The following is a 25,548-nucleotide window of genomic DNA, read 5'->3' as shown; positions in this document are numbered from 1 at the left end:
ATTCTGTTACTATTGCAACAATTTTTACTGGCAAGCTCAAGATAGCACGAATTGTTCGGTAGTAGGGAGGAGAGCATTGGGCAAAGGGGCAGAGGGGCAGAGGTGCGGAGGGGGAAAACTGACTGCATACAACTTCTTTCTTGCTCCCCTGCTCCCCTGCTCCCCTGCTCCCCTGCTCCCCTGCTCCCTTACTCTTTATTCCCCACTTCCCAGTACCCAATCAACTAGCGTCCGAACGCCGTAGCCAGTTGCCCCTGCGCTGTTGTAGCCATTTTCTTTATCTGTCCAGACTGGACCAGCAATATCTATGTGCGCCCAAGGGGTTTGTTTGACAAATTGCTTGAGGAAAAGGGCTGCGGTGATTGCACCACCTGGACGCGGCCCTGTATTTTTCATATCCGCTATACCTGACTTTAACCCTTCAAAATATTTTTCTTCCATTGGCATCCGCCAAATCTTTTCTCCTGAAGTTTGGGCAGCTTTTTCGATCTGGGAAGCAACACCATCATCGGGAGTGTACAAACCAGCAATATCGTCACCCAAGGCAATGACGTTGGCACCAGTCAGGGTGGCTAAATCAACGATCGCATCTAATCCCAATTTGTCGGTATACACCAAGGCATCTGCTAAGGTCAAACGCCCTTCTGCGTCGGTGTTGTTCACTTCGATTGTTTTGCCGTTTGATGCTGTGAGAATGTCTCCTGGACGCATGGCACGACCGCTAATCATGTTTTCAGTCACTGCGGAGATGAAGTGAACTTCCGAATCTGGCTTAATTTGAGCAATTGCTTTTGCTGCGCCCAAGGTGGCAGCTGCACCGCCCATATCAATTTTCATGGTTTCGATGCCACTACCAGCACCTTTAATGTTAAGTCCGCCGGAGTCGAAGGTTAAACCTTTACCAATAATTGCTAATTTCTTTTTGGCTGTACCTTCTGGCTTGTAAGTTAGGTGAATAAATTTCGGTGGCAAATCAGAAGCTTGGGCTACTCCCAAAAATGCACCCATACCTAACTTTTCACAGTCTTCTCGTTCGAGAATTTCTAGTTGTAAACCATAATCTTTGGCGATCGCTTGAGCAGTTTCGGCTAAGGTAATTGGTGTGACTGCGTTGGCTGGTGCTGCCACTAATTGCCGTGCCAAATTTACCCCAGAAACGATTTGATTGGCGCGGGTAATGGCAGCTTCTTGTCCACCGAAACCTAGTAATTCTATGGTTTCTATTTGCGAACCTTTATCTTCTGGTTCGGATTTAAAGCGAATATCTTGGTAAAGCGCTAATTCCACACCTTCTGCGATCGCTTGGGCACTCGCTGCTGGATCGTTATTCCACAATGGAAAACTAAAACCCAAAATTTTGCTTTTTTGCTTTTTTCCTACCCTAGCTACAGCCGCAGCAGCACGGCGCAGAGTATCTAGTTTTAGTGCATCTGGTTTACCTAAACCAACCAAAATCAATTTCCGCACTGGGCTACCAGCATTTACACGGGTGAAGATTGTACTGTTGGCTTTACCTTTAAATTCTTCTTCGGCAATCAGTTCTTTTAAGACTCCAGAAAACTTTTGATCTAAAGTAGCTAGTTCTCCGGTTAACTCCACTGCATCTTCAAATAATCCAATTGCCAAACTATCGCCTGCCCACTCTAGTAAAGGCTTATCACTAGGTTGAATTGTCATTTTGGGATTTTGTGTAAATATTCCTTCTTGTACCAGTATTGCTCAAAATTCTTGTTTCATGGTGAGCGGAGTGGGTATTGGGCACTTGTACTGAGCGTACTCGTTGGCGCAGCCTCTTGTAGAGAAGTATTGGGCATCCCTTCTCTGCGAGACGCTACGCGTAGCTTGCTTCCCCGGAGGGGTACGCTCAGCGCAAGTGGGCATGGGGCATTGGGGAGCAGGGGTCAGCAAGTATAAGTTAATAAATTAGTATAAATAGTACTCGTCAATGAGTCTTTGATACTCATTAATCCACCTCAGAACTCCGTTAACGAGGCTTTTATACTCGTGAATCCACCTCAGAACTCCGTTAACGAGTCTTTTATATTCATTAATCCACCTCAGAACTCCGTTAACGAGTCTTTTATACTCGTGAATCCACATCAGAACTCCGTTAACGAGTCTTTGATACTCATTAATCCACCTCAGAACTCCGTTAACGAGGCTTTTATACTCATTAATCCACCTCAGAACTCCGTTAACGAGTCTTTTATACTCGTTAATCCACCTCAGAACTCCGTTAACGAGTCTTTAATACTCGTTAATGAAGCAATGATCTCCATTTTTTTACCTGACTTTTCGCGTTATGTGGAAAAGTCCACCAAAAACCTAACCCCCAACACGTCGCGGGAAGGGGGAAAATTCAAAATCTCTCCTAAAAGGAGAGAGATTTAGAGAGAGGTTTTCTAGATGCCGTGAAAAGTCAGATTTTTTTTTACGTCCTGCTTCCTGCCCCATGCCCAATGCTATATCCCCCAATGTTATTTGTGTCAATGTTAAATTTGCTGGCGATCGCTGCGATTATTTCTTGCTCAAGTGGTGTAGTCTTATTATCAAGCTGGGCAATTTTTTCACACTGAACGAGCAAGGGTATAGCAAAATCACGATTTAGCTGATTGAGCAGTATATCTAAAGACTTAGGTGATTTGATATTTTGGGCAATGGCATCCAACGAGGTAGGGCTGAGTTTTACAGCTTGTAATTCTGGCAAAATTTCTTCCAAAGTCTTATCTGGATGGCTAGCCAAAATCATGTGAACTAAGATTTGATCCATGACGGCTTCTTGAGCGATCGCACTTTCTAGATACTTTTCACTTTCTGCTTTTAATGTTGCCAATGTCTGTGGTGATGCCAGAGAAGTAGATTCATCCAGCTTGGTTTCGTAAAATCGACAAGCAGCATACCCCAATGAATAGATCATCGTTGCATTGGAACTAGCTCCAATAACTGCACCCGCCAAGGGCACATTTCGCAGCAAGCCTAACCCCGCAGCTTTCAACAAACGTCCTCCACCCAAAGCCAACCCAAAAATTGCTAAAATTTCACCTTTACGGGCAGGATCTTTTAAATCTAGCCCGTAGACAGATGCAATTTGATAAAGCATTTCTGACTGCAATTTTGTTGTGGCTGTTAAATCAATTGCCAACAATGCCACTGCTATTCCTGGCAAAAAACTAGTGGCTAGTCCAACTGTCCCTGCTTGAGTTGCTTTTTCCACCATGATTCGGTGAGCAATCTGGCTGGGTGATTCATTTGGATACTGTTTTTTGAGCTTTTTTACCGCCGTTTCTGCTTGTTCTAAATCAACAAGGTTAGTATCGTTAATGAGCCAATTGAGATTTAATACTCCAGATAGTTTTCTAATCAGCCAATTTTCGCTGAGGCGATTCACAACCTGACCGCTGGTTTGAGTTGTTTGCTCAATAAACTTGTGTGTTTCTTTCGCCGTCGCTTCTCCTACCCCTATTGCTGTGTCTAAAACTGCTTGGCCAGTCTCAGCAACAGTTTTAATCAAAGACTCTACTATAGACGGTTCATTTTCTATTGATGATTGAGCCTGAATTCCTGCTTCTGAAGTTTTTCTAGGTGAATTAGCTAATTTATTCACCTCTATTTTTTGGGGTTTGTCTGCCATTGCTTGACACCATCTTGTAAAGCCTCTCTTTTGGTTTTAGCGAAGTTTGGGCGGCTTTGACATCTCTCAATAAGTACAATTTGTCAGAGCTGATAGGAATTATTCTGAGCTTTAACTGTAGACATAAGATGGATGACAGAGATTTTGATTTTACCACTGATAACTTAATGTCAAAAACATTTTGCCTTTTAAAATAGTGAGTATTTCTGGAATAAGAACGACCCTTTCTTTTTGCAATATTGTTCGATCAATTACCAGCAATTAAATCTTCTTGTGTAAGTAATTGTGTATATTCATCTAATCCTACCTCAGCTATCAGCTTTACTTTCTAAAAAGTCGTTATCCTTAAGAATTTCATAGAGATTAGTATCTTGCTCTAGCAAACAAGCGTGCCCGCAATGGGGCAACACTACAATCTTGTTATTTGGTAAGATTTTCCCTATCCGGTTGACTTCGCTTACAGAAGGTAAAAGGCGATCGCTAGCACCAGCAATCAACAAAACTGGTTGAGTTAAACGCCTTAACTTTTCCTCATCAATATGAAACTCTCGCAGTAAAGACAACCGCCAAAGAACGGTTTCTGCTGGGACAGAACGCATCGTTTTTAGCAGATCGTGGCGATCGCTCCGAGAAATGCGTGACAAAGATGCTAAAAATGGCAACAAGCCTAGTGCGCCAATATCATACAATCCTGTTGGCACTAAGTAAGTTAGCTGGGATGCCCAACTTAACCAAGGGCGAAGCTGAAAGGACGAAGCTGGGTTAATTAGGATAATTCGCTCAAATAAATGGGGTGCTTGGATTGCCACTTTCATTGCCAAGCAACCACCAAAGGACTCACCACACAAGTAAACTGGTCTTTGAGAACTTTTTTCTAATTCGGCATCGATCAAGTCCAATACACTCTTAGTTAGGGCATCCCAACTGTTAAGGTCTTTCCGGGGGAGCGCCAAAGAGCGCACATCAAAGCCAGTTTCTAATCCAGCAGTTTGCGATCGCAATAGTTGACCAGTTCCATCCATTCCTGGCAAATATACCAATAGTGGATACTCTGGCTGTACTCGTTTAGGAGTTAGGAAACAAGGGTTTAGCTCAACTTCTGTGATAGTCATTGGTCATTAATCATTGGTCACTTGTACTGAGTTTCGACTGCGCTCAACTACCGCGTAATCGTACCCCTGCGGGGAAGCAAGCTACGCGTAGCGTCTCGCAGAGAAGTATTGATCAATGGTATAAAACTTTTGGACTGCGAATTGTTGCTTTTATGAGCTTCGGGACTTTTTAGCAAAAACAAAAAAGTCTCGGAACAAGCTACTCATAGTTATGCAGACAATCCAAAATTGTTCGACTGAGCAAAGCCGAAGTCCAAAATCGAATAGCTCTAATAGCAACCTTGACGCAATAAATTGCTAATTTCGCCCTGACAGTGTTCTGTCAGTTCAGCCACAACAGTTCTGGCTTGTTTGCCATGATATTTTTTATGATGTTGGGGCGTAATCCAATAAGGACGACCGATTAACACCGCAACTCGACGATAAATTACCAAGGGATGCCAACCATTTTGATTAAATAAAGGTTCTGAAGGGTCGAATACACTCAAAAGTCTTAATGGGAAGCCATTGGTGTTTACTTCTTCTAAGGAAGCGATCGCGATCGGCAAAATAGCTAAATCCTGCACATTTGCTCGCAATGCCAAATGGGCAAATCCCCGCTGAAACTCACCCACCTGGCTTGGCTGAGTAAATTTCACCATTGGTGCAGTCCCTTCTGGAAATACTCCCACCATCTGCTTGGACTGCAATAGCAATTGTGACTGCGAAAAAAAGCTTTGCTGGCGGTTTTGAGTTTCTTCCAAAGGAAAACACCCCAATTGACCGGTGACAATATCCCGCATGACTGGAACTTGTCCCATGTAGTGATGGCAAGCAAAGCGAATCGGACTCGATAACGCTGCCATTAAAATCAGTGCATCCATAAAGCTGCGGTGATTGCTGACTACCAAGACGCTCGCATCCTGGGGAATGCGGTCTTCGTAATAGCGGAACATTTGCGTTGAGAATGCCGCCACCAAAGCGCGAGAAACCTCTAGGGGGCTATTTCCACTCATACCTAATCAATATATTTTCCAGTAAATATGGCAACTTGTCTTAATTTAATTTTTACATTTCTTTACTATTGCCATGACCGTCTTAAGATAGAAATATCTAATCTACAAAAGCAACTAGATTTTCTGTATTCTTGATTATGTATTTTTGATCACAATAATATCTAATAGAAACTATTCAAAAAAATTATGATTAGTTAATTTCCATTTTTTAGGTAAAAATGAGTTTAATTGATGCACATTAAAAAACAATTCTGGGCTTGATAAGTTTGCTAGTATGAAGATGTTATTGGAAAAAATGATAATAATATTGTATAATTGCCTGGCTTTGCCGATAAAAGGTAAGATATAAAACGTTTTAATAAGTTAATTTTTATTTTGTATGAATCTAGTGAATAAAAAAGAATTGACATTTGCACTGACCACACCCCTATATTATGTAAACGATGTCCCTCATATAGGCAGTGCTTACACGACGATCGCAGCCGATGTAGTGGCGCGATTTCAGAGGCTACTGGGTTATCAAGTATTACTAATTACAGGTACAGATGAACATGGGCAAAAAATTCAGCGTTCGGCAGAAAGTTTAGGAAAAGCGCCACAAGAATTTTGTGATGAAATTGTCCCTAGTTTCGTCAGTTTATGGCAATTATTAGACATTCGATACGATCGCTTTAGTCGGACTACTGCGCCTCGTCATCAAGCGATCATCAAAGAATTCTTTGAGCGAGTATGGGAATCGGGTGATATTTACCAGGGACAACAACAAGGCTGGTACTGCGTATCCTGCGAAGAATTCAAAGAAGAACGGGATCTACTAGAAGGACACCGTTGCCCAATTCATACTAACAAAGAAGTGGAGTGGCGAGACGAACAAAACTATTTTTTCCGCTTATCCAAATATCAAACCAAGCTGACAGAATTTTATCAATCTAAACCGGATTTTATTCAACCAGAAAGTCGGCGCAACGAAGTCCTCAGCTTTGTCAATCAAGGACTGCAAGACTTTTCCATTTCACGAGTAAATTTAGATTGGGGTTTTCCCGTACCGGTTGATCCCAAGCACACTCTTTATGTCTGGTTTGATGCGCTGCTAGGTTATGTCACAGCATTATTAGAACCAGATGCAGAACCGACTTTAGCAAATGCGTTAGAAACATGGTGGCCAATCAACTTGCACCTAATTGGTAAAGATATTCTGCGCTTCCATGCAGTTTACTGGCCAGCAATGCTGTTGTCAGCTGGCTTACCCTTGCCAGAGAAAGTCTTTGGGCATGGCTTTTTGACTAAAGACGGGCAGAAGATGGGCAAAAGTCTGGGTAATACCCTTGATCCTATAGCGTTAGTGCAGCGCTATGGTAGTGATGCCGTTCGTTATTACTTCCTTAAGGAAATCGAATTTGGCAAAGATGGAGATTTTAATGAAGTTAGGTTCATTAATGTTCTGAATGCAGATTTGGCAAATGATTTAGGTAATTTGCTCAATCGCACTTTGAGCATGGTGAAAAAGTACTGTGCTGAGAATAATGTCCCATCAATCGGCAATGAAGGGATTCCTGACGAAAATCCTTTGAAAGCAATTGGTTTACGTCTAGGGGAACAGGTAAAACAAGCATACCAAGAGCTAGCTTTCAGTCAAGCCTGCGTGGCCATACTTTCATTGGCACAAGCCAGTAATAAGTTTATTGATGAACAAGCTCCTTGGTCATTATATAAACAGGGACAGCAGGAGTCGGTGGAAAAGGTTCTCTACGCAGTTCTAGAATCGGTTAGACTGGCAGCTTATCTGCTATCCCCAATTATTCCGAACATCAGTAGCGATATTTATCAGCAACTGGGTTTTGGAATAAACTTTAACGATCAAATAGAAAGTTCGGTTAATGCTCCTTTTGCCACCCATGCTACATGGGGACTACTATCGAGCAAACAACAGTTGGGTAAACACCAACCTGTTTTTCAGCGAATAGAACCCCCGAAAAACGATTAGTCCTTATCAAACTCTGATTTTGTTCAATTTTTTTATTTTCTCACAAAATTTATCGTGGCTCAATTTAAATTAGCCGCGGAACATTATCATAAGCCGCTGTGACTAGCATCTAAAAGTTGGTAATTTGTATCAAAAATAACAGGGATAAAAATTGAGGTATCACAATGATGTTGAATAATTTGGAAAACGATTCAATATTTACGCCAGAACAAGTTTTGGAGAATCGAGGTAGGGTCGCCATATTTATTGATGGCTCAAATTTATTTTACGCTGCACTGCAACTAGGTATTGAAATAGATTACACGAAACTATTATGTCGATTAACAGGAGGTTCTAGATTACTGCGTTCTTTTTTCTACACTGGTGTAGATCGGACAAACGAGAAGCAACAGGGGTTTTTGCTGTGGATGCGTCGCAATGGCTATCGAGTCATTGCTAAGGATTTAGTCCAGCTACCAGATGGCTCTAAAAAAGCTAACCTAGATGTAGAAATAGCAGTAGACATGATGGCGTTAGTAGATTCTTATGATACCGCAGTTTTAGTCAGCGGTGATGGGGATTTGGCTTATGCAGTAAATTCAGTCAGCTATCGTGGCGTGCGCGTAGAAGTTGTGAGCTTGCGTTCGATGACCAGCGACAGCTTAATTAATGTAAGCGATCGCTACATTGATTTAGAAGCGATCAAAGAAGATATTCAAAAAACTCCTCGCCAAAGCTATCCATACCGGCCATTATCTGGGATCGGTTTTTTGGAAGACCCCAGAAGTAGTGATGGACACCTAGAAATCCAAGAATAATGACGAATCAATTTCATAAAAGAGGGAGATGGGGAAAGAGAAAAATTCAAATTTTCTCCTCCACTCCCTCCTTTCTTATTTTACCTTTGACTTTTTTCTTGGTATTTGGTTTAGTTGGTTGCGGAAGCAAATCTCCCCTAACTTCGCAACAAAATACTGCGGATTCGTCTAATAAAGATAGCAATTTGACTTTCTTTGATGTCACCCTAGAACAAGCAGATGAAGTGGGAAGACCAATTTGGAAAGTCAAGGCTAAAACCGCAAAATACACCAAAGAAAAACAAATTGGTCAGGCTGAAAGTCCTTATGGTGAACTATATCAAGATGGCAAAATTGTTTACCAAATCAAGGCAGATGTAGCAGACATTGAACAAGATGGAAAGCAGTTGTTTCTGAAAGGTAAGATATTTGCCACAGACCCTAGCAATGGGATTGTGTTGCAAGGTAATGAATTAGAATGGCGTCCCAAAGAAGATTTGTTGATTGTTCGTAACAAGATTAACGGTACTCATAAAAAACTACAAGCAGTAGCGCAGGAAGTGCGAGTAAAAACCCGCGAACAGCGGATGGAATTTTCTGGAGGAGTAGTAGCAAATTCTATCGATCCCCAGATGCAAGTGAGAACTGAACATTTAATCTGGAATATTAAAGAAGAAAAACTGATTGGCGATCGCCCTCTAGAAATTGACCGCTACAAAGATAATAAAATTAGCGATCGCGGTAAGGGAAATTCTGCTGAAGTCAACTTAAAAACAAAAATTGCCATTGTCCAAAAAAATGCTCAACTAGAATTACTAGACCCACCACTGCAAATAGCTAGTAACTCTATGACCTGGAACATGAACGCAGAAACTGTCACTACAAACTCACCTGCGCGAATGTTCCATCGTGCCGAAAATGTCACAGTGACAGCCAATCAAGGCGAAATGAAAATACCGCAAAAAACCGTTTACTTAAAAGGTAACGTCAATGCTATTGGTCAGCGTCGGCAGTCTCTAAGATCCAATACACTAACTTGGTATTTAGATAATAAGTTAGTTGAAGCTCAAGGAAATGTTATTTACCGACAAATTGACCCACCTTTAAATTTTGCGGGTGAAACAGCAGTTGGTAATCTGCAAACAGAAAATATTGTTGTCAAAGGTGGCAGTTCTAGCGGTAGGGTAGTAACGGAGATTATTCCTCAAGAAAAAGCCAATCGTCAGTAGTAAAGTTAGGTGAATGGAACCCACCTTCACCCATAAATTTTGGGTTGGTCGAGTACTAAACTAGGATCTTAGTAATACAAGCCTTTTGATAGCCCATGAATGGATCAAACCAATTAGGTATGGAATCCTTGCCAACATCCCAGCAAGTAGAACATTCCCACTATCACGATACAGACCAAGAGCATACAGCTCGTACTCATGGAACTGGAGAGTTGACTCATCCTCACGTCCATAGCGAAGAGTCTTTACGGCGAATTGTCAATCGATTATCGCGTATAGAAGGACATGTTCGTGGTATTAAGACAATGGTGCAGCAAAGTACCCCTTGTCCTGATGTTCTACTGCAAATTGCCGCAGTGCGGGGCGCATTGGATCGAGTCGCGCGAATTGTTTTGGATGAACATTTAACTGAGTGTATTGGTAGAGCCGCACAAGAGGGTAATATTGATGTTGAAATTAAACAGTTAAAAGCTGCTTTAGATCGATTTTTGCCTTAAAAATTAGAAAAACAATCTAAAATGTATTCGCAAAATTAGTGATGTATTAGCAGCGATACATCAAAACTTAATATTGCATCCTGACATTCACTCCAGCAACATTATATTGCCAACTGGTAGACAATCTATTTTTATAGACTTTCCTTTATTTACTTTTTCTAAGAGGATGTTTGAAAAGTGATATGTTGTGATTTTAATCGAATTATTACCCCCTTAATCCCCCCTTATAAAGGCAGGGCTGTTTCATTCCCCAAAGAGCTTTAAAAATCAAGGGTTCTAGCAATTAAAAATTAGTTATTTTGTTACTAGCGTGCCGATGAAACCAACTATTTTACTGATATTTCAGTGCTTAAATATTCATCTCTTCGTCACGCTTACTTACAATTTTCTTGCTAACCATCTTGACAAATCCTGTTTGAAATGGAATGAAACAGCCCTGCTTATAAAGGGGGGAAACAAGAAAATCCGGTTCCCTCCCCTTATAAAGGGGAGGGTTAGGGTGGGGTAAAAAAATATTTGATACATCAATCATGACTTTTCAAACATACTCTAAGAGGCAACGAAGGAAAAATTTATTCCATCAGATAATATGCTGTGGAATAACGATGTTTTAATTAGACTATGATCTTAAAAAACTATCAATTTCATTATTCTTTAATTGGCACTCTAGATAAACCACTAATTCTTTTTTTGCATGGCTTCATGGGTAACATTGATGAATTTGATGAAGCCATAAAATTATTATTCAACCAATTTTCCTATTTAACACTTGACCTTCCCGGACATGGCAAAACCCAAGTTTTGGGTGAGGATGAATACTATACGATGGCAAACACCGCTCATGCTTTAATCAACTTGCTCGATGAGTTAAAAATTGCCAAATGCTTTTTAGTTGGTTATTCAATGGGTGGAAGATTAGCTTTATACCTAACCCTGCATTTTCCAGAACGCTTTCATAAAGTTGTTCTAGAGTCAGCTTCCCCAGGTTTGCCAACAGAAGCAGAACGATTAGAACGTATTAAACTTGATACTCAAATAGGCAGAAAATTAACAAGAAGTCTCGAAAAAAGCGATTTTGCCAATTTTATATCAAATTGGTATAATCAACCGATTTTTGGTTATATAAAAAATCATTCAGAATACGACCGCATGGTTGAAAGTCGGTTGCAGAATAATCCACAGGAATTAGATAAATCACTGCGCTTTATGGGTACTGGATGTCAACCTTCTTTATGGGAAAAGCTACAATTCAATAAAATTCCCATGCTTTTACTAGTAGGTGAATATGATCAAAAATTTATATCTATTAATACAGAAATAGCTAAAGTATGTGAATTTGTTCAGATAAAAATAATTAGCAATGTTGGACACAATATCCACTTTGAAAATACCTTGGCATTTGTGGAAAATATCAAAAGCTTTTTATCCGCAGCAAGCTCAAAATTAGGATAACTTCACTACTTCTTTACTGCCTTGCTAGAAGGAGTTGGAGATGGTGGCATCGGGGCTATCGGTTGTTTAGCTGCGGTTAATTCTTCTTGCAACATTTTCTGGTAAACCTTAGGCAAAGAGCTACTAACAGAATTAGTTTCTATACCATATCCCAGACTTGTCCAAGTGGGAGAGAGTCGCCGCAAAACATCATTTAACTTCCCTTGACGCAACAGTTGAGAAATATTAGTTCCCCAAACTTTAGAATCATTTAACCAACGATAAACTACTACATCTTGATATTCTGCTTCAAAACTATAAGCAGTCCAAAACATCATCTGCATTGGTTTTGGGTGATAAAGAGGGGCTAAACGATACCAAGTAATGTTGATAATTTGATATCTGCCAGCAGCCGTAGAACAATTACCTGTGTTGGGGCCTGTGACAATTGTGACGCATATCTCAGGATGTCGGCTAAGGTCGTTGACTTGCTGTCCACCGTATAACAGCGAATAGGGACGGTTTCCACTAGCCTCACTTGCCGAGATGGTTCGCATTAAAGCGCGGATATAAGGGTCGCCCTCTTTCATCACCAAAGGCGGCTGTTGATTTTCAAAGATAGGATCGGAAGGCGATCGCAAGTCTCCAATATACCATTGCAACAAATACACAAAGCCGAGAAGCGCGGCTATTGGGCCAATAAGTTTTTCAACACCTTTGAATTCAAAGCCTTTCAGAGCCTAACTCCTTCAAATTCACTCTTTTTGCTAACAAAAATCATCGACGAACTGATTCCGGTAAAGTTCACACCTGATTGTTAGTTATTATTTCCGATTTGCTCATTTTTTTAGGAATTAGCAAAAAAGAGTATAAATACAAGAGTTTGCAAGTAACTGATATACAAAATGCAGGACTCACGCATTAAATATAAGGAGTTTCTACCTCTTGCCTCAAAACCGATAGCTTTTTACTTCATGCAAAATAAAACTACTGTAAGTATAGCAAGTGAGATACTCCCAAAAATTACGCCTAAATATAAACTCAATTGCCTATGGTAGCATCTGATCTCAGTAATTATTGCTTACTTGCTCAAATCGGGCGATAAGTCTATACAACCTCATTGCAAAGCTTCGATTTAAGTTTACACCAATGGACATCTGTGAACCCTTATAAAAGGTCTGCATTAAGATCGATTGAGAACTGAAATCAGGGAGATTGGGTAATCAATGAGTCTATTCCTCTAGCCCTGCATCAACTACGTATATTAAAATACCAGGAATTTTCTGAAGACACTGTAGATAACAAATGTTACTGTGGGCTAGTTGAAAACCAAGAGGCAGATAGCCTTTGGCAATATTGAATCTGCTTTGTGTTTTTACACAATAGTCATAGTCATGGGCACAATATTCAAGTAGCTTGAAATATGAAAATCATTCGTATTCACCACCAGTTTGAAAAACTATGGTTAACCGTTTTACTTCCGTGACTACTGCTCTCACACTTAAGGTAGTTGGAATAATCTGCATTTTGTCCTTTTTCGTTGACTTTTTGATTCTGTTGTTACCCTTTCAACCCACCGATCGGGTATGGCAAATCAATTTGGGAACAGCGCTCGTCGATCGAGGAATTGTTCCTCTAGTCGGTTTGGGGCTTCTGTTTGGTGCCTATTGGATTGAAAATGCCGATCCAGCAAGCGATCGCCCCCAAGGTATCGATTTAAGATTTCCCGCCGCCATTATCTCCAGTATTTTAGGGTTGATGTTCTTGCTGATTTTTCCCCTGCACCTAAATAACGTCAATCAAGCGAAGGCTCAAACAGTCAACCGAATCACCCAAGAAGCAGCTCAGGCAGAAAATCAACTGGACACTCGGTTATCGCAATTACAAGCACAACTGAATACTGAGCAAGGAAAAGCGCAGCTAGACCAACTGCGAAACCAAACCAAAGCTCAGTTTAGTGAAATCCTCAAAGATGACCAAAAATATAAGCAAGCAATTGAAAGCCCTCAAATTCCCGCAAATATAAAAGAGTTACTCAAGAAGGCTAAAACAAATCCCCAAGTACTTGACAAAGCTATCGAACAACAAACAGATATTCAAACGCTGCAAACTCAACAATTGAGCCAAGTTCGCCAGCGCCGAGACGAAGCACTGCAACAAGCTAAAGATACTGCTTGGAAATCTGGACTGCGAATTGGTATTAGCAGTTTGCTATTGTCCATTGGTTACATTATCATCGGCTGGACAAGCCTAAAAGGTAGTGGTGCTGTACAAGGCGGTAAACCAAGAACTGCCGCACGCTAATCCACTATTGGCATGGCAGTAGGAAATATCCAAAAATTATTGACGGCTAATACTGCCATGCGTCTAATAGCTAATAACAATAAAAAGACAATTATCACTGAGTAAAATCGCTATAAAACTTGAGTAATGTTCTCAATTTACATACTGACATATAACGAAGAACTAGATATTGCTGCTTGTATCGAATCAGCGATGTTATCAGATGACATCATTGTTGTGGATTCATGCAGTAGCGATCGCACTGTGGAAATCGCCAGTCGCTATCCCATCCGCGTCGTCCAACACGCTTTTGAAAGCCACGGACGCCAACGCACCTGGATGTTAGAGTCTATCCCTCCGAAACATCAATGGGTTTACATTCTCGAAGCTGACGAGCGTATGACACCAGAACTGTTTGCGGAATGCGAAAAGGCAAGTCAGAATCCAGACTACATCGGTTACTACGTGGCTGAACGCGTCATGTTCATGAATCGTTGGATTCGCTACAGCACACAGTATCCTCGTTACCAAATGCGACTCTTCCGCCACGGTAAAGTATGGTTTACAGACTACGGTCATACTGAGCGAGAAGTTTGTGAGGGTGCAACTAGCTTTTTAAAAGAAACATACCCACACTACACTTGTAGCAAAGGTTTGAGCCGCTGGATTGATAAACACAACCGTTATTCTACTGATGAAGCTCAAGAAACATTGTATCAGCTAGAGCAGGGAAAGGTTAACTGGCAAGATTTATTCTTTGGCAAATCGGAAGTTGAAAGACGGCGTGCCTTGAAGGATTTATCTTTACGTTTGCCCGCCAGACCGTTGCTACGGTTTATATATATGTATTTTATCTTAGGCGGATGTTTAGATGGACGCGCCGGAGTGGCTTGGTGTACATTACAGGCATTCTACGAATACCTGATTTTGCTCAAAGTCTGGGAAATGAAGCATCTACCAAAACCTAATTTAGATACAACAGCAATTTTGGTACAAGAGAGTACGCAACAGTTGCAGAGCGTGGATTCTGAAACTACACAGGTTGATGCGGCGTGAAGAGGCTGGAGATTAGAAGAATTTCTTGATATAGCGATCGCAAAATCATAGGGCACACAGATGTGCTACACAGATCCCTGACTTCGTAAAAGTTGTCGGGGATCTTATTTATTTTTTGAGAATCCCTAATAAATTAATGTTTTTAACAGAACATTTTCATAAAAGCCGCCCCTGCTCAAAAGTGAGTGACTGACCAGATAAAATAATTTATTAGTTTACCCTGTAGTACTTTCATAATCATGAGCAACTTTTGATTAAGCGCGGTAGATTAATAATACCTAAGAAGTTGCAACAATCATTTACAAGTCTTATAAAGAAAAGTAACATCCTCTAAGAATAACTAGTCGCCATCGGATTGGTTAATGTCTATGTGTATGCTTATAGAAAAATAGCTGATTTCCAGCAGCAGGCAACTTGCTGGCGTTGTAGACAGTTACTTGCGGCAGAATCTGCCAAAGTTAAAGCCTTCGGAATTTGACGAATCTGCTGGTATGGATACGAATAACAAAAGTTCCTCTAGCTTAAAACAGGAGAATCGGGGCTTGGTAATCAATCGCCTAAAACAGGACTTAAAAAACGACCTAATTGCTGGTTTGTTGGTAATAATTCCCCTAGCAACCACTATCTGGCTGACAATTACCATTGCTACTTGGGTAATCAACTTCCTCACGCAAATTCCCAAACAATTAAATCCCTTTGATGGGTTAAACCCATTTTTAGTAAATATACTTAATTTATTAGTAGGTTTGGCTGTACCACTACTAAGTATATTACTAATGGGCTTGATGGCTCGAAATATAGCTGGGCAGTGGTTGTTAGATTTTGGTGAGCGATTCTTACAGGCAATTCCTTTAGCAGGGCAGGTATACAAAACTCTCAAACAGCTTTTAGAAACAATACTGAAAGATTCTAATGGCAAGTTTCGCCGGGTAATTTTGGTGGAGTATCCTCGCCGAGGAATTTGGGCGATCGCTTTTGTGACTGGTGCAATCAGCAGTGATATCCAAGCCCAGATGTCGCGTCCTGTATTAAGTGTTTTTATTCCCACCACTCCAAATCCGACTACGGGATGGTACGCAGTCGTTCCTGAAGACGAGGTGGTGAACCTCTCGATGTCGATTGAAGACGCTTTTAAAATAGTTGTATCAGGTGGCATTGTCGCCTCCAATACGCCTTTGGTTTTCCCCAAAGAGTCCACACTGGAAGTGAAACACGAAGAAATCAAGCAGCAGGTTATTCCCGTTGAAGAAACGTGAAGAAGGCAGGAGGTTGGAATAAAGAATAGCAGTTCGCACCCCATCTAATTCCAAGCCACCAACTCAGAGATTTTGGCTTTGACTTAAACTCCAAGAAAAGCTCTGGTTGCAGCAAGAGATATAGGAGTGTAATAACGCGCCTACATATTGCACTATTTTCCGTGTAGACCGTCATTAGTCACTTGTACTGAGTTTCGACTGCGCGGTAATCGAGCGACTTGCACTGAGCGGCGTCGAAGTGAGTCGAGATTCAACTACCGCAAACGCGAACAGCGTCTCGTAGAGAAGCAGAAGTATTAGTCATTTGTGTTTACCAAGGACAAATGACAAAGGACAACCTCACCAGTTGATGCACAATCTTATTTGCGTAACAGCTTATTTCTCCTGCCTCCTGCCCTCTGCCTCTCTGGAATCAATCTGGCATAGTCACAAGCAAATGCGTAATGTTGTTTAACTGTGTCAAAATTGATAGGCTTGTAAGTTTGTCTTGCCTAGTTAATTCAGTTCTTGCACAATCACCCCTCAGTTTTATGCAACCTCGTAAACCCCAGCAAATTGCTCGTGAATTGGCGCTTTTAAGCCTTAGCCAATTGCCAGTCAGCCCAAAAAAATTAGATAAATTGGAAGACGATCAACTAGTATCCAAGTTGGTACTAGGTGCAGTACGCACTCTAACCTCAGAAGTACAAGATACCCTCGATAATGCCGCAGGTGAACTGCAACGCAGTAACGATCGCCTCTTAAGTAGCCAAACTCGGGCCTCCGACCTCAATACTGCCAGAACAATGCTTCAAGAAGCGATCGCCTGCACCCAGACAGCAATCAATCAGTTGGGTACAGCAGTTGATTTCCCAGTATTGATTCAGTTAGCCAATCAGGACAAGGGAGTTCGGAATTACGCTAAAGAGCTTGTGATTACCGTCAACGAAAATCGACACATTATAGATGAACTCATTTCTGCTGCCTTAGTAGATTGGCAAGTAACTCGCCTCGCCCAAATTGACCGCGATATCTTGCAAATCGCCGTGGCAGAAATGAAGTTCTTAGGAGTTCCAGACAGTATCGCCATCAACGAAGCTGTGGAACTAGCCAAACGCTACAGTGGAGACGATGGTCATCGCTTTATTAACGGTGTTTTGCGCCGAGTCACTGAGCAGAAAAAAACTGCGTAGTACTGCTGCGGAATTAATAATTTTTATACTGCCGTGGAGAAAAGTCTGTAGCCGCTTCTGCGGCTTCCTCCAAGCGGAACCCTTCCAAAGGGAGATGCTGCGCCAACAGAGGAAAGCTTTTGTCGAACTGATTTTCTTTAAACTGGCGTTGAAAGGTGAGGATAACCCGGAAGTTTTCACCCCAAGAAAAAGTACAAAGTTAAATTAAACTCATAACTTATAACTTATAACTCATATAACTAATACTGCTGCAATGGTTTTTAATTGGTTCCGTCGTCAACATAACGATTCCTCTAACACTCCTTCTGATAAGAAACAGGAAGAAACTCCTCCTGTAAAAGAACCCCAACCAGAGCCAGCCGAAACCTCAACACCAACTGTTGAAACTACACCAGACACAACGGCAGACTTATTGGCATTTGCGAAAGCTGCCTACAAAAATATTCAGCAAAAACAGCAAGTCGAGGTAGTAGAAACCCCACCCGATCCAGCAGATACCTTAGCACCATCAATACAACCTGAAACCGCAGAAACGGTAATTGCGGAAATCACTCAACCAGAAGCAACTGAGGAACCTGCTAGTACAACCGTAGAAACTACACAGCCAGAAGTTATCCAAGCTGCTAGTGAGGAAGAAATTACAGAAGATTCCTCACTAGCAGCAATTGCTGAACAGCCAGATATTTCCAGCCCAGAACTCACGGCAAGCGAAGTTGAACCAACACCCACTGAACCACTAGCTACGCCAGAGGCAACACAGCCAACAGCACCAGCTAACTTATCCTTTTTAGAACGGGCGGCGGCAGAACGGCAAGCCAAGCTAGAACAACTAATAGCCACCGCCATTGAAGTTCCAGAACCGGAGGTAGTACAGCCAGTAGCGACAACCTCAGAAACAGGAGAGGAAGTTCCGGGATTAGTATTTGATGATGGGTTTGTCTGGTCAGCGAAAGTTCTAGCAGCTCAAGGTAGGAGTGCAGAAGACGTTTCTATTGAAGAAATTACCTGGCTGAAAAAGCTCCGGCAAGGATTAGACAAAACTCGCCGTAGTATTCTTAATCAACTCAAGGCGATCGTTGGTCAAGGGCCGCTAAACCAAGCTGCTGTAACAGAAATTGAGGCATTGCTTTTGCAAGCTGATGTTGGTGTAGAGGCGACAGACTTTATTATCAATGCCCTACAAACAAAACTGCGAGAAGAAGTTACCGCACCTGAAGAAGCGATCGCTTTCCTGAAAAAAATCCTCCGGGATATGCTGGATGCACCGAGCAAAACCTCCCACAAAACTACCTTTACCCCAGAAAAAGAAACTTTAAATATTTGGTTAATCACTGGGGTAAATGGTGCCGGTAAAACCACCACTATTGGCAAAATTGCCCACTTGGGACAAAAATCTGGCTATAAATGCTTGATTGGGGCAGCAGACACCTTCCGTGCCGCCGCCGTGGAACAAGTGAAGGTTTGGGGTAGTAGAAGTGGCGTGGATGTAATTGCCAATCCGGGAAAAAATACAGATCCGGCAGCAGTTGTATTTGATGCGATCGCCGCCGCTCAAGCGCGTCAAACCGAATTACTTCTGGTAGATACAGCTGGGCGACTGCAAAACAAGAAAAATTTAATGGACGAACTCGGTAAGATCCGGCGAATTATCGACAAAAAAGCCCCAAATGCCAAGGTAGAATCACTATTAGTTCTAGATGCCACTTTAGGTCAAAATGGGCTGCGGCAAGCCGAAGTTTTTTCCCAAGCTGCCCAACTCAGTGGTGTTGTCTTAACTAAGCTAGATGGCACTGCCAAAGGCGGCGTTGCCCTTGCCGTTGTACAGCAGCTAGGTTTACCCATTCGCTTTATTGGTGCTGGCGAAGGAATTGAAGACCTACGCCCCTTTTCGAGCTATGAGTTTGTCGAAGCTCTCTTGAGTGGTTAGTTGATAAAACTTCGAGTTAAAAATTTTCTCAACAGACTTAGGACTTACGCAATACTGTATGATTCTTCTCTAAGAGACACTGCGCGTTGGCGTCATCCTCTGACAGAGAAGGAGGTTCGATAAATTAAGCTTTTTAGCTATTTTTGCGTAAGTCCTAAAACTAATAAATTTAGGGATGACTGATCTGGTATTATCACTTGAACTAACTAGAAACAGCTCAAGTCCTAAAATTATGAATTTGTCAAAATAAATGGGTGACTTTTGCTGAAATTTCTAGCTAATGCCCTTTTTGAAGTCTAAAATTGGCTTTTTAAATGTAGCATCAAGGTATTTAGTTGCGACATACAAAAGCCCCTAGACTTTCATCTTGCAGCAATTGAAAAGGGAATCGAGACACTGACTCCCATAGAACTCTGTTATGGGATGGACAGCAGTCTCAGTGGTGAAAAATGCGTTGGTGAACCAGCACAGGAGGTTTTCCCTCCATAGGTGCTTAGTGTTGCCCATGACGACTTGTTCGTGCAACGTCTCTAGAGAGGTTTGAATTCTGATGGTTAAATGAAAACAGTCTTTCTGGCTTTTGACTTAAACTTCTTGGAAGATATTTCTTATATTTTTAGTGTCATCTCTTATATTCATATCTTACACTTACCAAATGACTCACCTCTAGAATAAATTACAAGCTAATGGTTTAACTCTGTTACATCTGACTAAAAAGATAGGTTACTTCACTTTTATCCTGTTTTGATGGGTTGAAGTTTTGCATCTTCAGTAACTCAAAATTCGCAAAACAAGAAATTAAAAATGGAAAAGCTCAATCTTGGCGATTATCCCAGTAATTATGGTATACAAATTAAGTATTTGAAAACTTATTGACATATTCTCAGGTTTGGAAACGAGTATAAGTCTGTTTTTGAGTAAATCAAGCTCTATTTGAGCGCTTATAGAGGTTTTCAGTCAAAAGACTTCTAGTCTCCTAGCTGCTTCTACCTAAACAGTTCCTCAGAGAGCGTTATAAATTATTCTTTGAATAAAGTATTCTTATGACTTTAGAGATATGTTTTGGTAGTTAAGTTATGGAAAAATGAAAAGCTTTCTGATAAATCAAGCAAAAGTAGTAATTTTTACGGTTAGAATTTGGGCTAAAAATACATGATTTGAAATTACTAACATTCCATCTTAAATACAATAAGCAAATAAAATACTTATAAAATTTGCTTGTTACGTCTTTATACTCTTGCTAAAATGGCAAGTCTTGTCTAAATATGGTTTAGCAATGCCAAAGCCAAAAGATTTATAAGTCATCTAAAATCTGCCAATATAAAGTGCAATAATACCCGTGCCTGTGTCTCAACTGCCCTCTCAACCCACTGATAATAATAGTAGTGCTGCGACGGATGTCACACCAGTTGTGGCACTCAAAGAACTTGTGGCAAGGTTGCACCGGGAACAGAACAAAATTCAAGATTTGCTAAGTTCTTTAGGATTTGCCCTGAGAAGTTTCAATAATTTGAATCAGTTTTTGGAACTGATTCCGCTGATGGCAACAAGAGTGACAGATGCAGACGGTAGCGCCCTGTTTCTCTACAAACCTAATGGTCAAGTCAGGTTAGAACAGTTACATTGGCAAGATAGTGGCCAGCGCAAGAATATCCGCAAAGCGCTAGAAATAGCCAGTAGTCAAATTACGCTTTTGCCCAATACTCCCCCCCTTGCGAATGCCACGGGGATTTTGGATGACCAGATGCATCGCTATTTGGGCCCAGATGTGCAAATCTTTGGTACAGCGATTTTGGTAAAGCATACAGAACGAGGATGGCTCTATGTCTTGAGCCGCGATCCAGAATATAGTTGGACAGAAACCAGACAAAAGTTAGTTAGGTTAGTAGCAGACCAAACAGCAGTAGCGATCGAAAACGATGAACTAGCTGTAGAACTAAGAAAAAAAGAACGCCTAGACCAAGAATTAGAAATTGGCGCAGAAATTCAACGGCGACTTCTACCACGTCAATGCCCTACAATCCCTGGTGCAGTTCTGGCGGCACGCTGTAAACCTGCCAATCGCGTCGGCGGAGACTACTACGACTTTATTGCTACCAATCATAATAAGATTCAGCCCAAGATCAAAGGTGGCAACGAAACTAGTCGCTGGGGTTTGGTTATTGGAGATGTCATGGGCAAAGGTGTCCCCGCTGGGCTGATTATGACGATGATGCGGGGAATGCTACGAGGAGAAGTGCTACATGGTAATTCGCCAGCCGGAATTCTACAAAACTTAAATAGAGTTATGTATGCGGATTTGGAAAATTCCCACCGCTTTGTAACGCTATTTTACTCAGAATATAACCCCCACAGCCGAATTTTGTCTTATAGCAATGCGGCACATAATCCTCCATTGTGGTGGCACGCAGCCACGAAAACTGTCACCCGTTTAGATACTTTGGGAATGTTGATCGGTTTGGATGCTAACAGCCAATATGAAGATGCCCAGGCACAGTTAGAGCCTGGGGATACAATTATTTACTATACAGATGGCTTGACTGATGCTGCTGCTGCTAGTGGCGATCGCTTCGATGAAGACAATTTTGTTGCTGGCTTCAATACGGCTTGTAAATACTGCAATGGGCCAGAAGAGATTGTGGATTACCTCTTTGACCAAGTTCAGCAATTCATCGGTGCTGATAAACAAAACACTGATGATATGACACTAGTTGTCCTGCAAATTTTATAATCATTGGACATTTATGCTTGCTCAAGTCATGAGTCAATGCTTGAGTTTATGGTGACAGAGCATTCACCACAGTGATTTCACTAAATTTAATTTTTTATTTATTTTTCTTTGAATTTCCGTAGCGATCGCCCAAATGGTTGTATATCAACCTTTTTTGAGAAATTGTTTGTATTTAGCTTTTAGGATAATACATAAAAAATGATCGTTAGAATACTTTTCTGTTCAATTAAAAATTATATATTTTGCACATCTAGCACAGTAGGAAACGCCAAGGGGGAGAGCAGGTAAAAGGTAAAATGTACAAGGTAAAAAGTAAAAGGTAAATTTACTTCTTCATTTTTGCTTTCTTTCTATCCTTGTGACGCAAGCATTTGGTCTGCTCCCTTTTGGCGTTTTAATTTTTTCTTTCTCCGCCGTAGCAAGTTCACAACAGCTACGACGGAGTTTTGCTTTCTTTATTTTTTCGACCCAGATTTTGTTTTTTTAAACTTTCTTGGTATTTAAGCATTTAGCCTTTATTTAATTGATTTGTCAAGATATTTATGAAAATATTTTAGATGAAGAATTTAGATGGCTATTCTTGCGCCCCAGCTTTTTGCAGACTCCGCACCACATTCTTATAACCATTAAATTCTGCAATCATCAAAGCAGTATAACCACCCCGGTTTTTCAAATTCACATCTGCCCCAGCTTGGAGTAATAACTGCACAATTTCGCCATAACCTGCTGAAGCAGCCCACATTAATGATGTGGCCCTGGCTGAGTCTTGAAAATTTACATCTGCCCCCTTTGCTAGCAGCAAATGTACGATCTCTTTGTGTTTGCGTTCAGTTGCCTTAATTAAAGCAGCTTTGCCATCATCCGCTGGAATGTTAACATCAGCACCATAGTCTAATAAAATTTGCACCGTTTGGGTGTGTCCTTGCGATGCAGCCAACGTCAAAGGAACTTCACCAAGATTTTTCCCATTTATATCTCCGCCAGAACGTAGCAGTGCCTCGACAATTTGGCTATGTCCCTGCAATGCTCCTACAAGCAGTGGTGTATCGCCTAGATGGTTCCTTATTTGGCCATCTGCACCCCTGTTAAGTAATATTTGTACGACATCAATGTAGCCTTCTACAACGGCAAGGTGTAAGGCAGTTTCACCATCTTGATCTTGAAGATTAATCTGGGCACCTCGATCTAGTAAAGCTGCTGCGATCGCACTGTGTCCAGCCGCTGCTGCTGCCGATAGAGCAGTTCCACCATCTGCGTTTTTCGCATTCACATCAGCCCCTGTTGCTAGCAGTGCTTCCACAATCTCCAAATGTCCCAAATCTGCCGCTAGCATTAAAAGTGTCTCACCCTCCTCATCTGGGATATTGACATCGACACCAGTTTGGAGAATTGCTTGTAAAACTTCTATTTTTCCCTGCTTAACGGCAAGTTTCAATGCCGTATCATCATCTTTATCAGCGATATTAACTTGGGCACCAGCAGCCAATAAAACTCGCACTACATCGATATGACCTTTGAGTACTGCTGCCATTAAAGCTGTACTGCCATCTTCATTAGTGGCATTGACATCCGCACCTTTCGATAGTAAAAGTTGCACAATGTCAAGCTGTTTGGCACTAGCCGCCAACATCAAAGCCGTCAAACCATAGGTTTTTCTCGGCAAGTTGATATTTGCCCCAGCATCCAGTAGCGATCGCACAATTTCGGTGTAGCCTAAATTGGCAGCAAACATTAACGCCGTGGTGCCTTGGCGATCGCACGCGTCTACCCTCGCACCAGCAGCCAATAGCGCACACAGCCCCTTAATATCGCCATTTTTAGCAGCTTTTAGCAGCAAAGTATCGTTGTTTTCAATCATGAATAAGATCCCACACAGGGGGTTTTGTTCGTCTACCCTCAAAATTTAGTCTGAGATTGTTTATCCACTTTGGCAAGGGGGCAAAGGAAAATAGCTGGGTAAGAGGGGAAAGTCTCTTTTTATTTGTGCAACTTTAAGCACAGAAAATAGAGTTATGCTAATTTTTATGAAGATTTAATAATTAGGCGAGAACACAATGAGTCTGGAACTTTCTACGTCGGTGAAATATTGGCTGAACTTTTTCCATCCAGCGTTCATGTGGGCGCTATTAGTACTCTCAATTTATGCTGCCTATTTAGGACTGCAATTACAGCGTACCAGAAATGCTCAGGGGGAAGAGAAGAAAGAATTGATTAAAGGTAGATATAACATTAGACACTACCAAATCGGGTCTATACTCCTAGCTTTGATGGTGGCAGGTGCGATTGGAGGGATGGCCGTCACTTACATAAATAATGGTAAGTTGTTTGTCGGTCCTCACCTGTTAGCAGGACTAGGTATGACAAGTCTAATAGCATTTTCTGCTGCTTTGTCCCCTTATATGCAAAAAGGGGCGAATTGGGCGCGTGCAACTCACATTTTGATAAATTTCACCCTTTTGGGACTTTTTGCTTGGCAGGCTGTTACTGGGGTGCAAATTGTCCAAAGAATTCTCACTAAAGCATAGTCCTTTGTTATTTGTCCTCTCTTACAAAGTTCTGATCGGAGGAAACCTCCGCTCAGACTTTGCGCTTTGTCATTAGTAGATGAAAAATGACAAAGGATTGTTGACTCAGCGGTTTTGTTTGGAATTCCCAGGAAATGGTATTTCTAGAGATTTATGAAAATTTTCCTGAACTTTGCGAGTTAAGCGGCGGGAGACTTGGCGGACAATTTGATTAAGTAAGCGATCGCCAGTAGATTGAATTATAGACTTAGGTAATCGCTGAATAAATCGGGGAAAGTGAAGATAAACTATCAAATCTAATTCCCATTCAACTTTTGTAACTTCGCCAATACTGCTGCAAGCATCATTTCCTATTAACTGTAGAGATGCCCGATAATCTACGTCATAACCAGGCGGCTGGTAGTCAGGAATGGGGATTGTACGGATGCGGTAAATACCCTCCTCTGGGGGCAACAATTCCAAACCTATTTTTGGTTCTACTTCATAACCGAAAGAACCAAAACGACCAATTGTTAAAGCATAGCCATTTTCCCCAAGTGATTGTACCTTCATGGGTTCAGCACAGCGCGAAAACCATGAGGAGTGAGCATTGAGATACTCAGCAACCTTCTCTACTGGAGCAGCCATTTCCATAAAATCTTGATAACGACCGTAAAATTTTGTAAGCGTCGCTACATTTGGTTCTGTTAATGTGTCCTCGGCTTCTTGGGTGGACACTACAGGTAAAACAGCTTCTGTTATTTCCCAGGATTTATATTCGCCTTTTCTTGAAAGCATAAATGCATTACTGTATATTTTGGCGTTGGTCTATATTAATGATTCCCCACATACCTGGATCATTTCGCATTCAGATCCCATTTTGACCGAAACCTTATTAATCTGCGAGCGACTCCATAGAATTACTAAAATAAAGAACTAAACAAGCACACAATAGTTTCCCAGG

Annotated in this window: 19 protein-coding genes; 12 read left to right on the top strand and 7 right to left on the bottom strand. The window is 41.4% G+C overall.

What is annotated here, in order from left to right:
* Nucleotides 1-195: 195 nt before the first annotated feature.
* From RMY27_RS04255 to RMY27_RS04240, 4 genes are all read right to left on the bottom strand, one after another.
* The gene (locus RMY27_RS04255) at nt 196-1,677 is read right to left on the bottom strand and encodes a leucyl aminopeptidase (RefSeq protein ID WP_322660721.1); all 1,482 of its coding nucleotides are present in this window, start codon (nt 1,675-1,677) and stop codon (nt 196-198) included.
* Between the two features lie 754 nt (nt 1,678-2,431).
* Nucleotides 2,432-3,631 carry an EcsC family protein gene (locus RMY27_RS04250; RefSeq protein WP_322660719.1) on the bottom strand — a complete coding sequence of 400 codons (1,200 nt, stop codon included), beginning with the start codon at nt 3,629-3,631 and terminating at the stop codon, nt 2,432-2,434.
* A 308-nt stretch (nt 3,632-3,939) separates the two neighbouring features.
* The gene (locus tag RMY27_RS04245) at nt 3,940-4,743 is read right to left on the bottom strand and encodes an alpha/beta hydrolase (protein WP_322660718.1); all 804 of its coding nucleotides are present in this window, start codon (nt 4,741-4,743) and stop codon (nt 3,940-3,942) included.
* Nucleotides 4,744-5,012: 269 nt separating this feature from the next.
* Nucleotides 5,013-5,738 carry a 1-acyl-sn-glycerol-3-phosphate acyltransferase gene (locus RMY27_RS04240; protein ID WP_322660716.1) on the bottom strand — a complete coding sequence of 242 codons (726 nt, stop codon included), beginning with the start codon at nt 5,736-5,738 and terminating at the stop codon, nt 5,013-5,015.
* Between the two features lie 379 nt (nt 5,739-6,117).
* Between RMY27_RS04240 and metG the strand changes: the two genes are divergently transcribed.
* The 5 genes from metG (at nt 6,118) to menH (ending at nt 11,676) form a co-directional block, all read left to right on the top strand.
* On the top strand, nt 6,118-7,722 hold the full coding sequence (gene metG / locus RMY27_RS04235) for a methionine--tRNA ligase (RefSeq protein WP_322660714.1): 1,605 nt from the start codon (nt 6,118-6,120) through the stop codon (nt 7,720-7,722).
* 167 nt (nt 7,723-7,889) lie between these two features.
* Complete coding sequence (locus RMY27_RS04230) at nt 7,890-8,519, top strand: NYN domain-containing protein (RefSeq protein ID WP_069072029.1); 630 nt, start codon at nt 7,890-7,892, stop codon at nt 8,517-8,519.
* The gene (gene lptC, locus RMY27_RS04225; RefSeq protein ID WP_322660712.1) at nt 8,519-9,727 is read left to right on the top strand and encodes an LPS export ABC transporter periplasmic protein LptC; all 1,209 of its coding nucleotides are present in this window, start codon (nt 8,519-8,521) and stop codon (nt 9,725-9,727) included. Before RMY27_RS04230 ends, lptC begins: the two co-directional genes overlap by 1 nt.
* 95 nt (nt 9,728-9,822) lie before the next feature.
* The gene (locus RMY27_RS04220; protein ID WP_322660709.1) at nt 9,823-10,224 is read left to right on the top strand and encodes a metal-sensitive transcriptional regulator; all 402 of its coding nucleotides are present in this window, start codon (nt 9,823-9,825) and stop codon (nt 10,222-10,224) included.
* Between the two features lie 621 nt (nt 10,225-10,845).
* The gene (gene menH / locus RMY27_RS04215; RefSeq protein ID WP_322660708.1) at nt 10,846-11,676 is read left to right on the top strand and encodes a 2-succinyl-6-hydroxy-2,4-cyclohexadiene-1-carboxylate synthase; all 831 of its coding nucleotides are present in this window, start codon (nt 10,846-10,848) and stop codon (nt 11,674-11,676) included.
* Between the two features lie 5 nt (nt 11,677-11,681).
* Here menH and RMY27_RS04210 read toward each other — a convergent pair whose 3' ends face one another.
* A complete protein-coding gene (locus RMY27_RS04210; RefSeq protein WP_322660706.1) occupies nt 11,682-12,326 on the bottom strand; it encodes a glycoside hydrolase family protein in 645 nt (214 codons plus the stop codon).
* Between the two features lie 790 nt (nt 12,327-13,116).
* Between RMY27_RS04210 and RMY27_RS04205 the strand changes: the two genes are divergently transcribed.
* The 6 genes from RMY27_RS04205 to RMY27_RS04180 all read left to right on the top strand — a co-directional run bounded on the left by RMY27_RS04205 (nt 13,117) and on the right by RMY27_RS04180 (nt 22,080).
* The gene (locus tag RMY27_RS04205; RefSeq protein ID WP_322660704.1) at nt 13,117-13,959 is read left to right on the top strand and encodes an HpsJ family protein; all 843 of its coding nucleotides are present in this window, start codon (nt 13,117-13,119) and stop codon (nt 13,957-13,959) included.
* 126 nt (nt 13,960-14,085) lie between these two features.
* Nucleotides 14,086-14,994, top strand: coding sequence for a glycosyltransferase family 2 protein (locus RMY27_RS04200; protein ID WP_322660702.1), 909 nt, complete (start codon nt 14,086-14,088; stop codon nt 14,992-14,994).
* Between the two features lie 491 nt (nt 14,995-15,485).
* The gene (locus RMY27_RS04195; RefSeq protein ID WP_322660700.1) at nt 15,486-16,250 is read left to right on the top strand and encodes a DUF502 domain-containing protein; all 765 of its coding nucleotides are present in this window, start codon (nt 15,486-15,488) and stop codon (nt 16,248-16,250) included.
* A gap of 530 nt (nt 16,251-16,780) precedes the next feature.
* Nucleotides 16,781-17,422 carry a transcription antitermination factor NusB gene (gene nusB / locus RMY27_RS04190; RefSeq protein WP_322660699.1) on the top strand — a complete coding sequence of 214 codons (642 nt, stop codon included), beginning with the start codon at nt 16,781-16,783 and terminating at the stop codon, nt 17,420-17,422.
* A gap of 253 nt (nt 17,423-17,675) precedes the next feature.
* Nucleotides 17,676-19,349 carry a signal recognition particle-docking protein FtsY gene (gene ftsY, locus RMY27_RS04185; RefSeq protein WP_322660698.1) on the top strand — a complete coding sequence of 558 codons (1,674 nt, stop codon included), beginning with the start codon at nt 17,676-17,678 and terminating at the stop codon, nt 19,347-19,349.
* A 1,339-nt stretch (nt 19,350-20,688) separates the two neighbouring features.
* Entirely contained in the window at nt 20,689-22,080 is a 1,392-nt protein-coding gene (locus RMY27_RS04180) for a PP2C family protein-serine/threonine phosphatase (protein WP_322660696.1), read from the top strand.
* A gap of 574 nt (nt 22,081-22,654) precedes the next feature.
* Here the strand turns inward: RMY27_RS04180 and RMY27_RS04175 are convergent.
* On the bottom strand, nt 22,655-23,938 hold the full coding sequence (locus RMY27_RS04175) for an ankyrin repeat domain-containing protein (protein ID WP_322660694.1): 1,284 nt from the start codon (nt 23,936-23,938) through the stop codon (nt 22,655-22,657).
* Between the two features lie 196 nt (nt 23,939-24,134).
* On the opposite strand from RMY27_RS04175, the gene RMY27_RS04170 reads away from it, so the two are divergent.
* The gene (locus RMY27_RS04170; RefSeq protein ID WP_322660692.1) at nt 24,135-24,605 is read left to right on the top strand and encodes a DUF4079 domain-containing protein; all 471 of its coding nucleotides are present in this window, start codon (nt 24,135-24,137) and stop codon (nt 24,603-24,605) included.
* A 105-nt stretch (nt 24,606-24,710) separates the two neighbouring features.
* On the opposite strand, the gene RMY27_RS04165 is transcribed toward RMY27_RS04170, so the two are convergent.
* Nucleotides 24,711-25,382 carry a DUF1997 domain-containing protein gene (locus RMY27_RS04165; RefSeq protein WP_322660690.1) on the bottom strand — a complete coding sequence of 224 codons (672 nt, stop codon included), beginning with the start codon at nt 25,380-25,382 and terminating at the stop codon, nt 24,711-24,713.
* Nucleotides 25,383-25,548: the final 166 nt, after the last annotated feature.

Source organism: Nostoc sp. DedQUE09, assembly GCF_034530915.1.
Classification (GTDB): Bacteria; Cyanobacteriota; Cyanobacteriia; order Cyanobacteriales; family Nostocaceae; genus Nostoc.
This window is presented reverse-complemented; position numbering and strand designations above follow the sequence as displayed.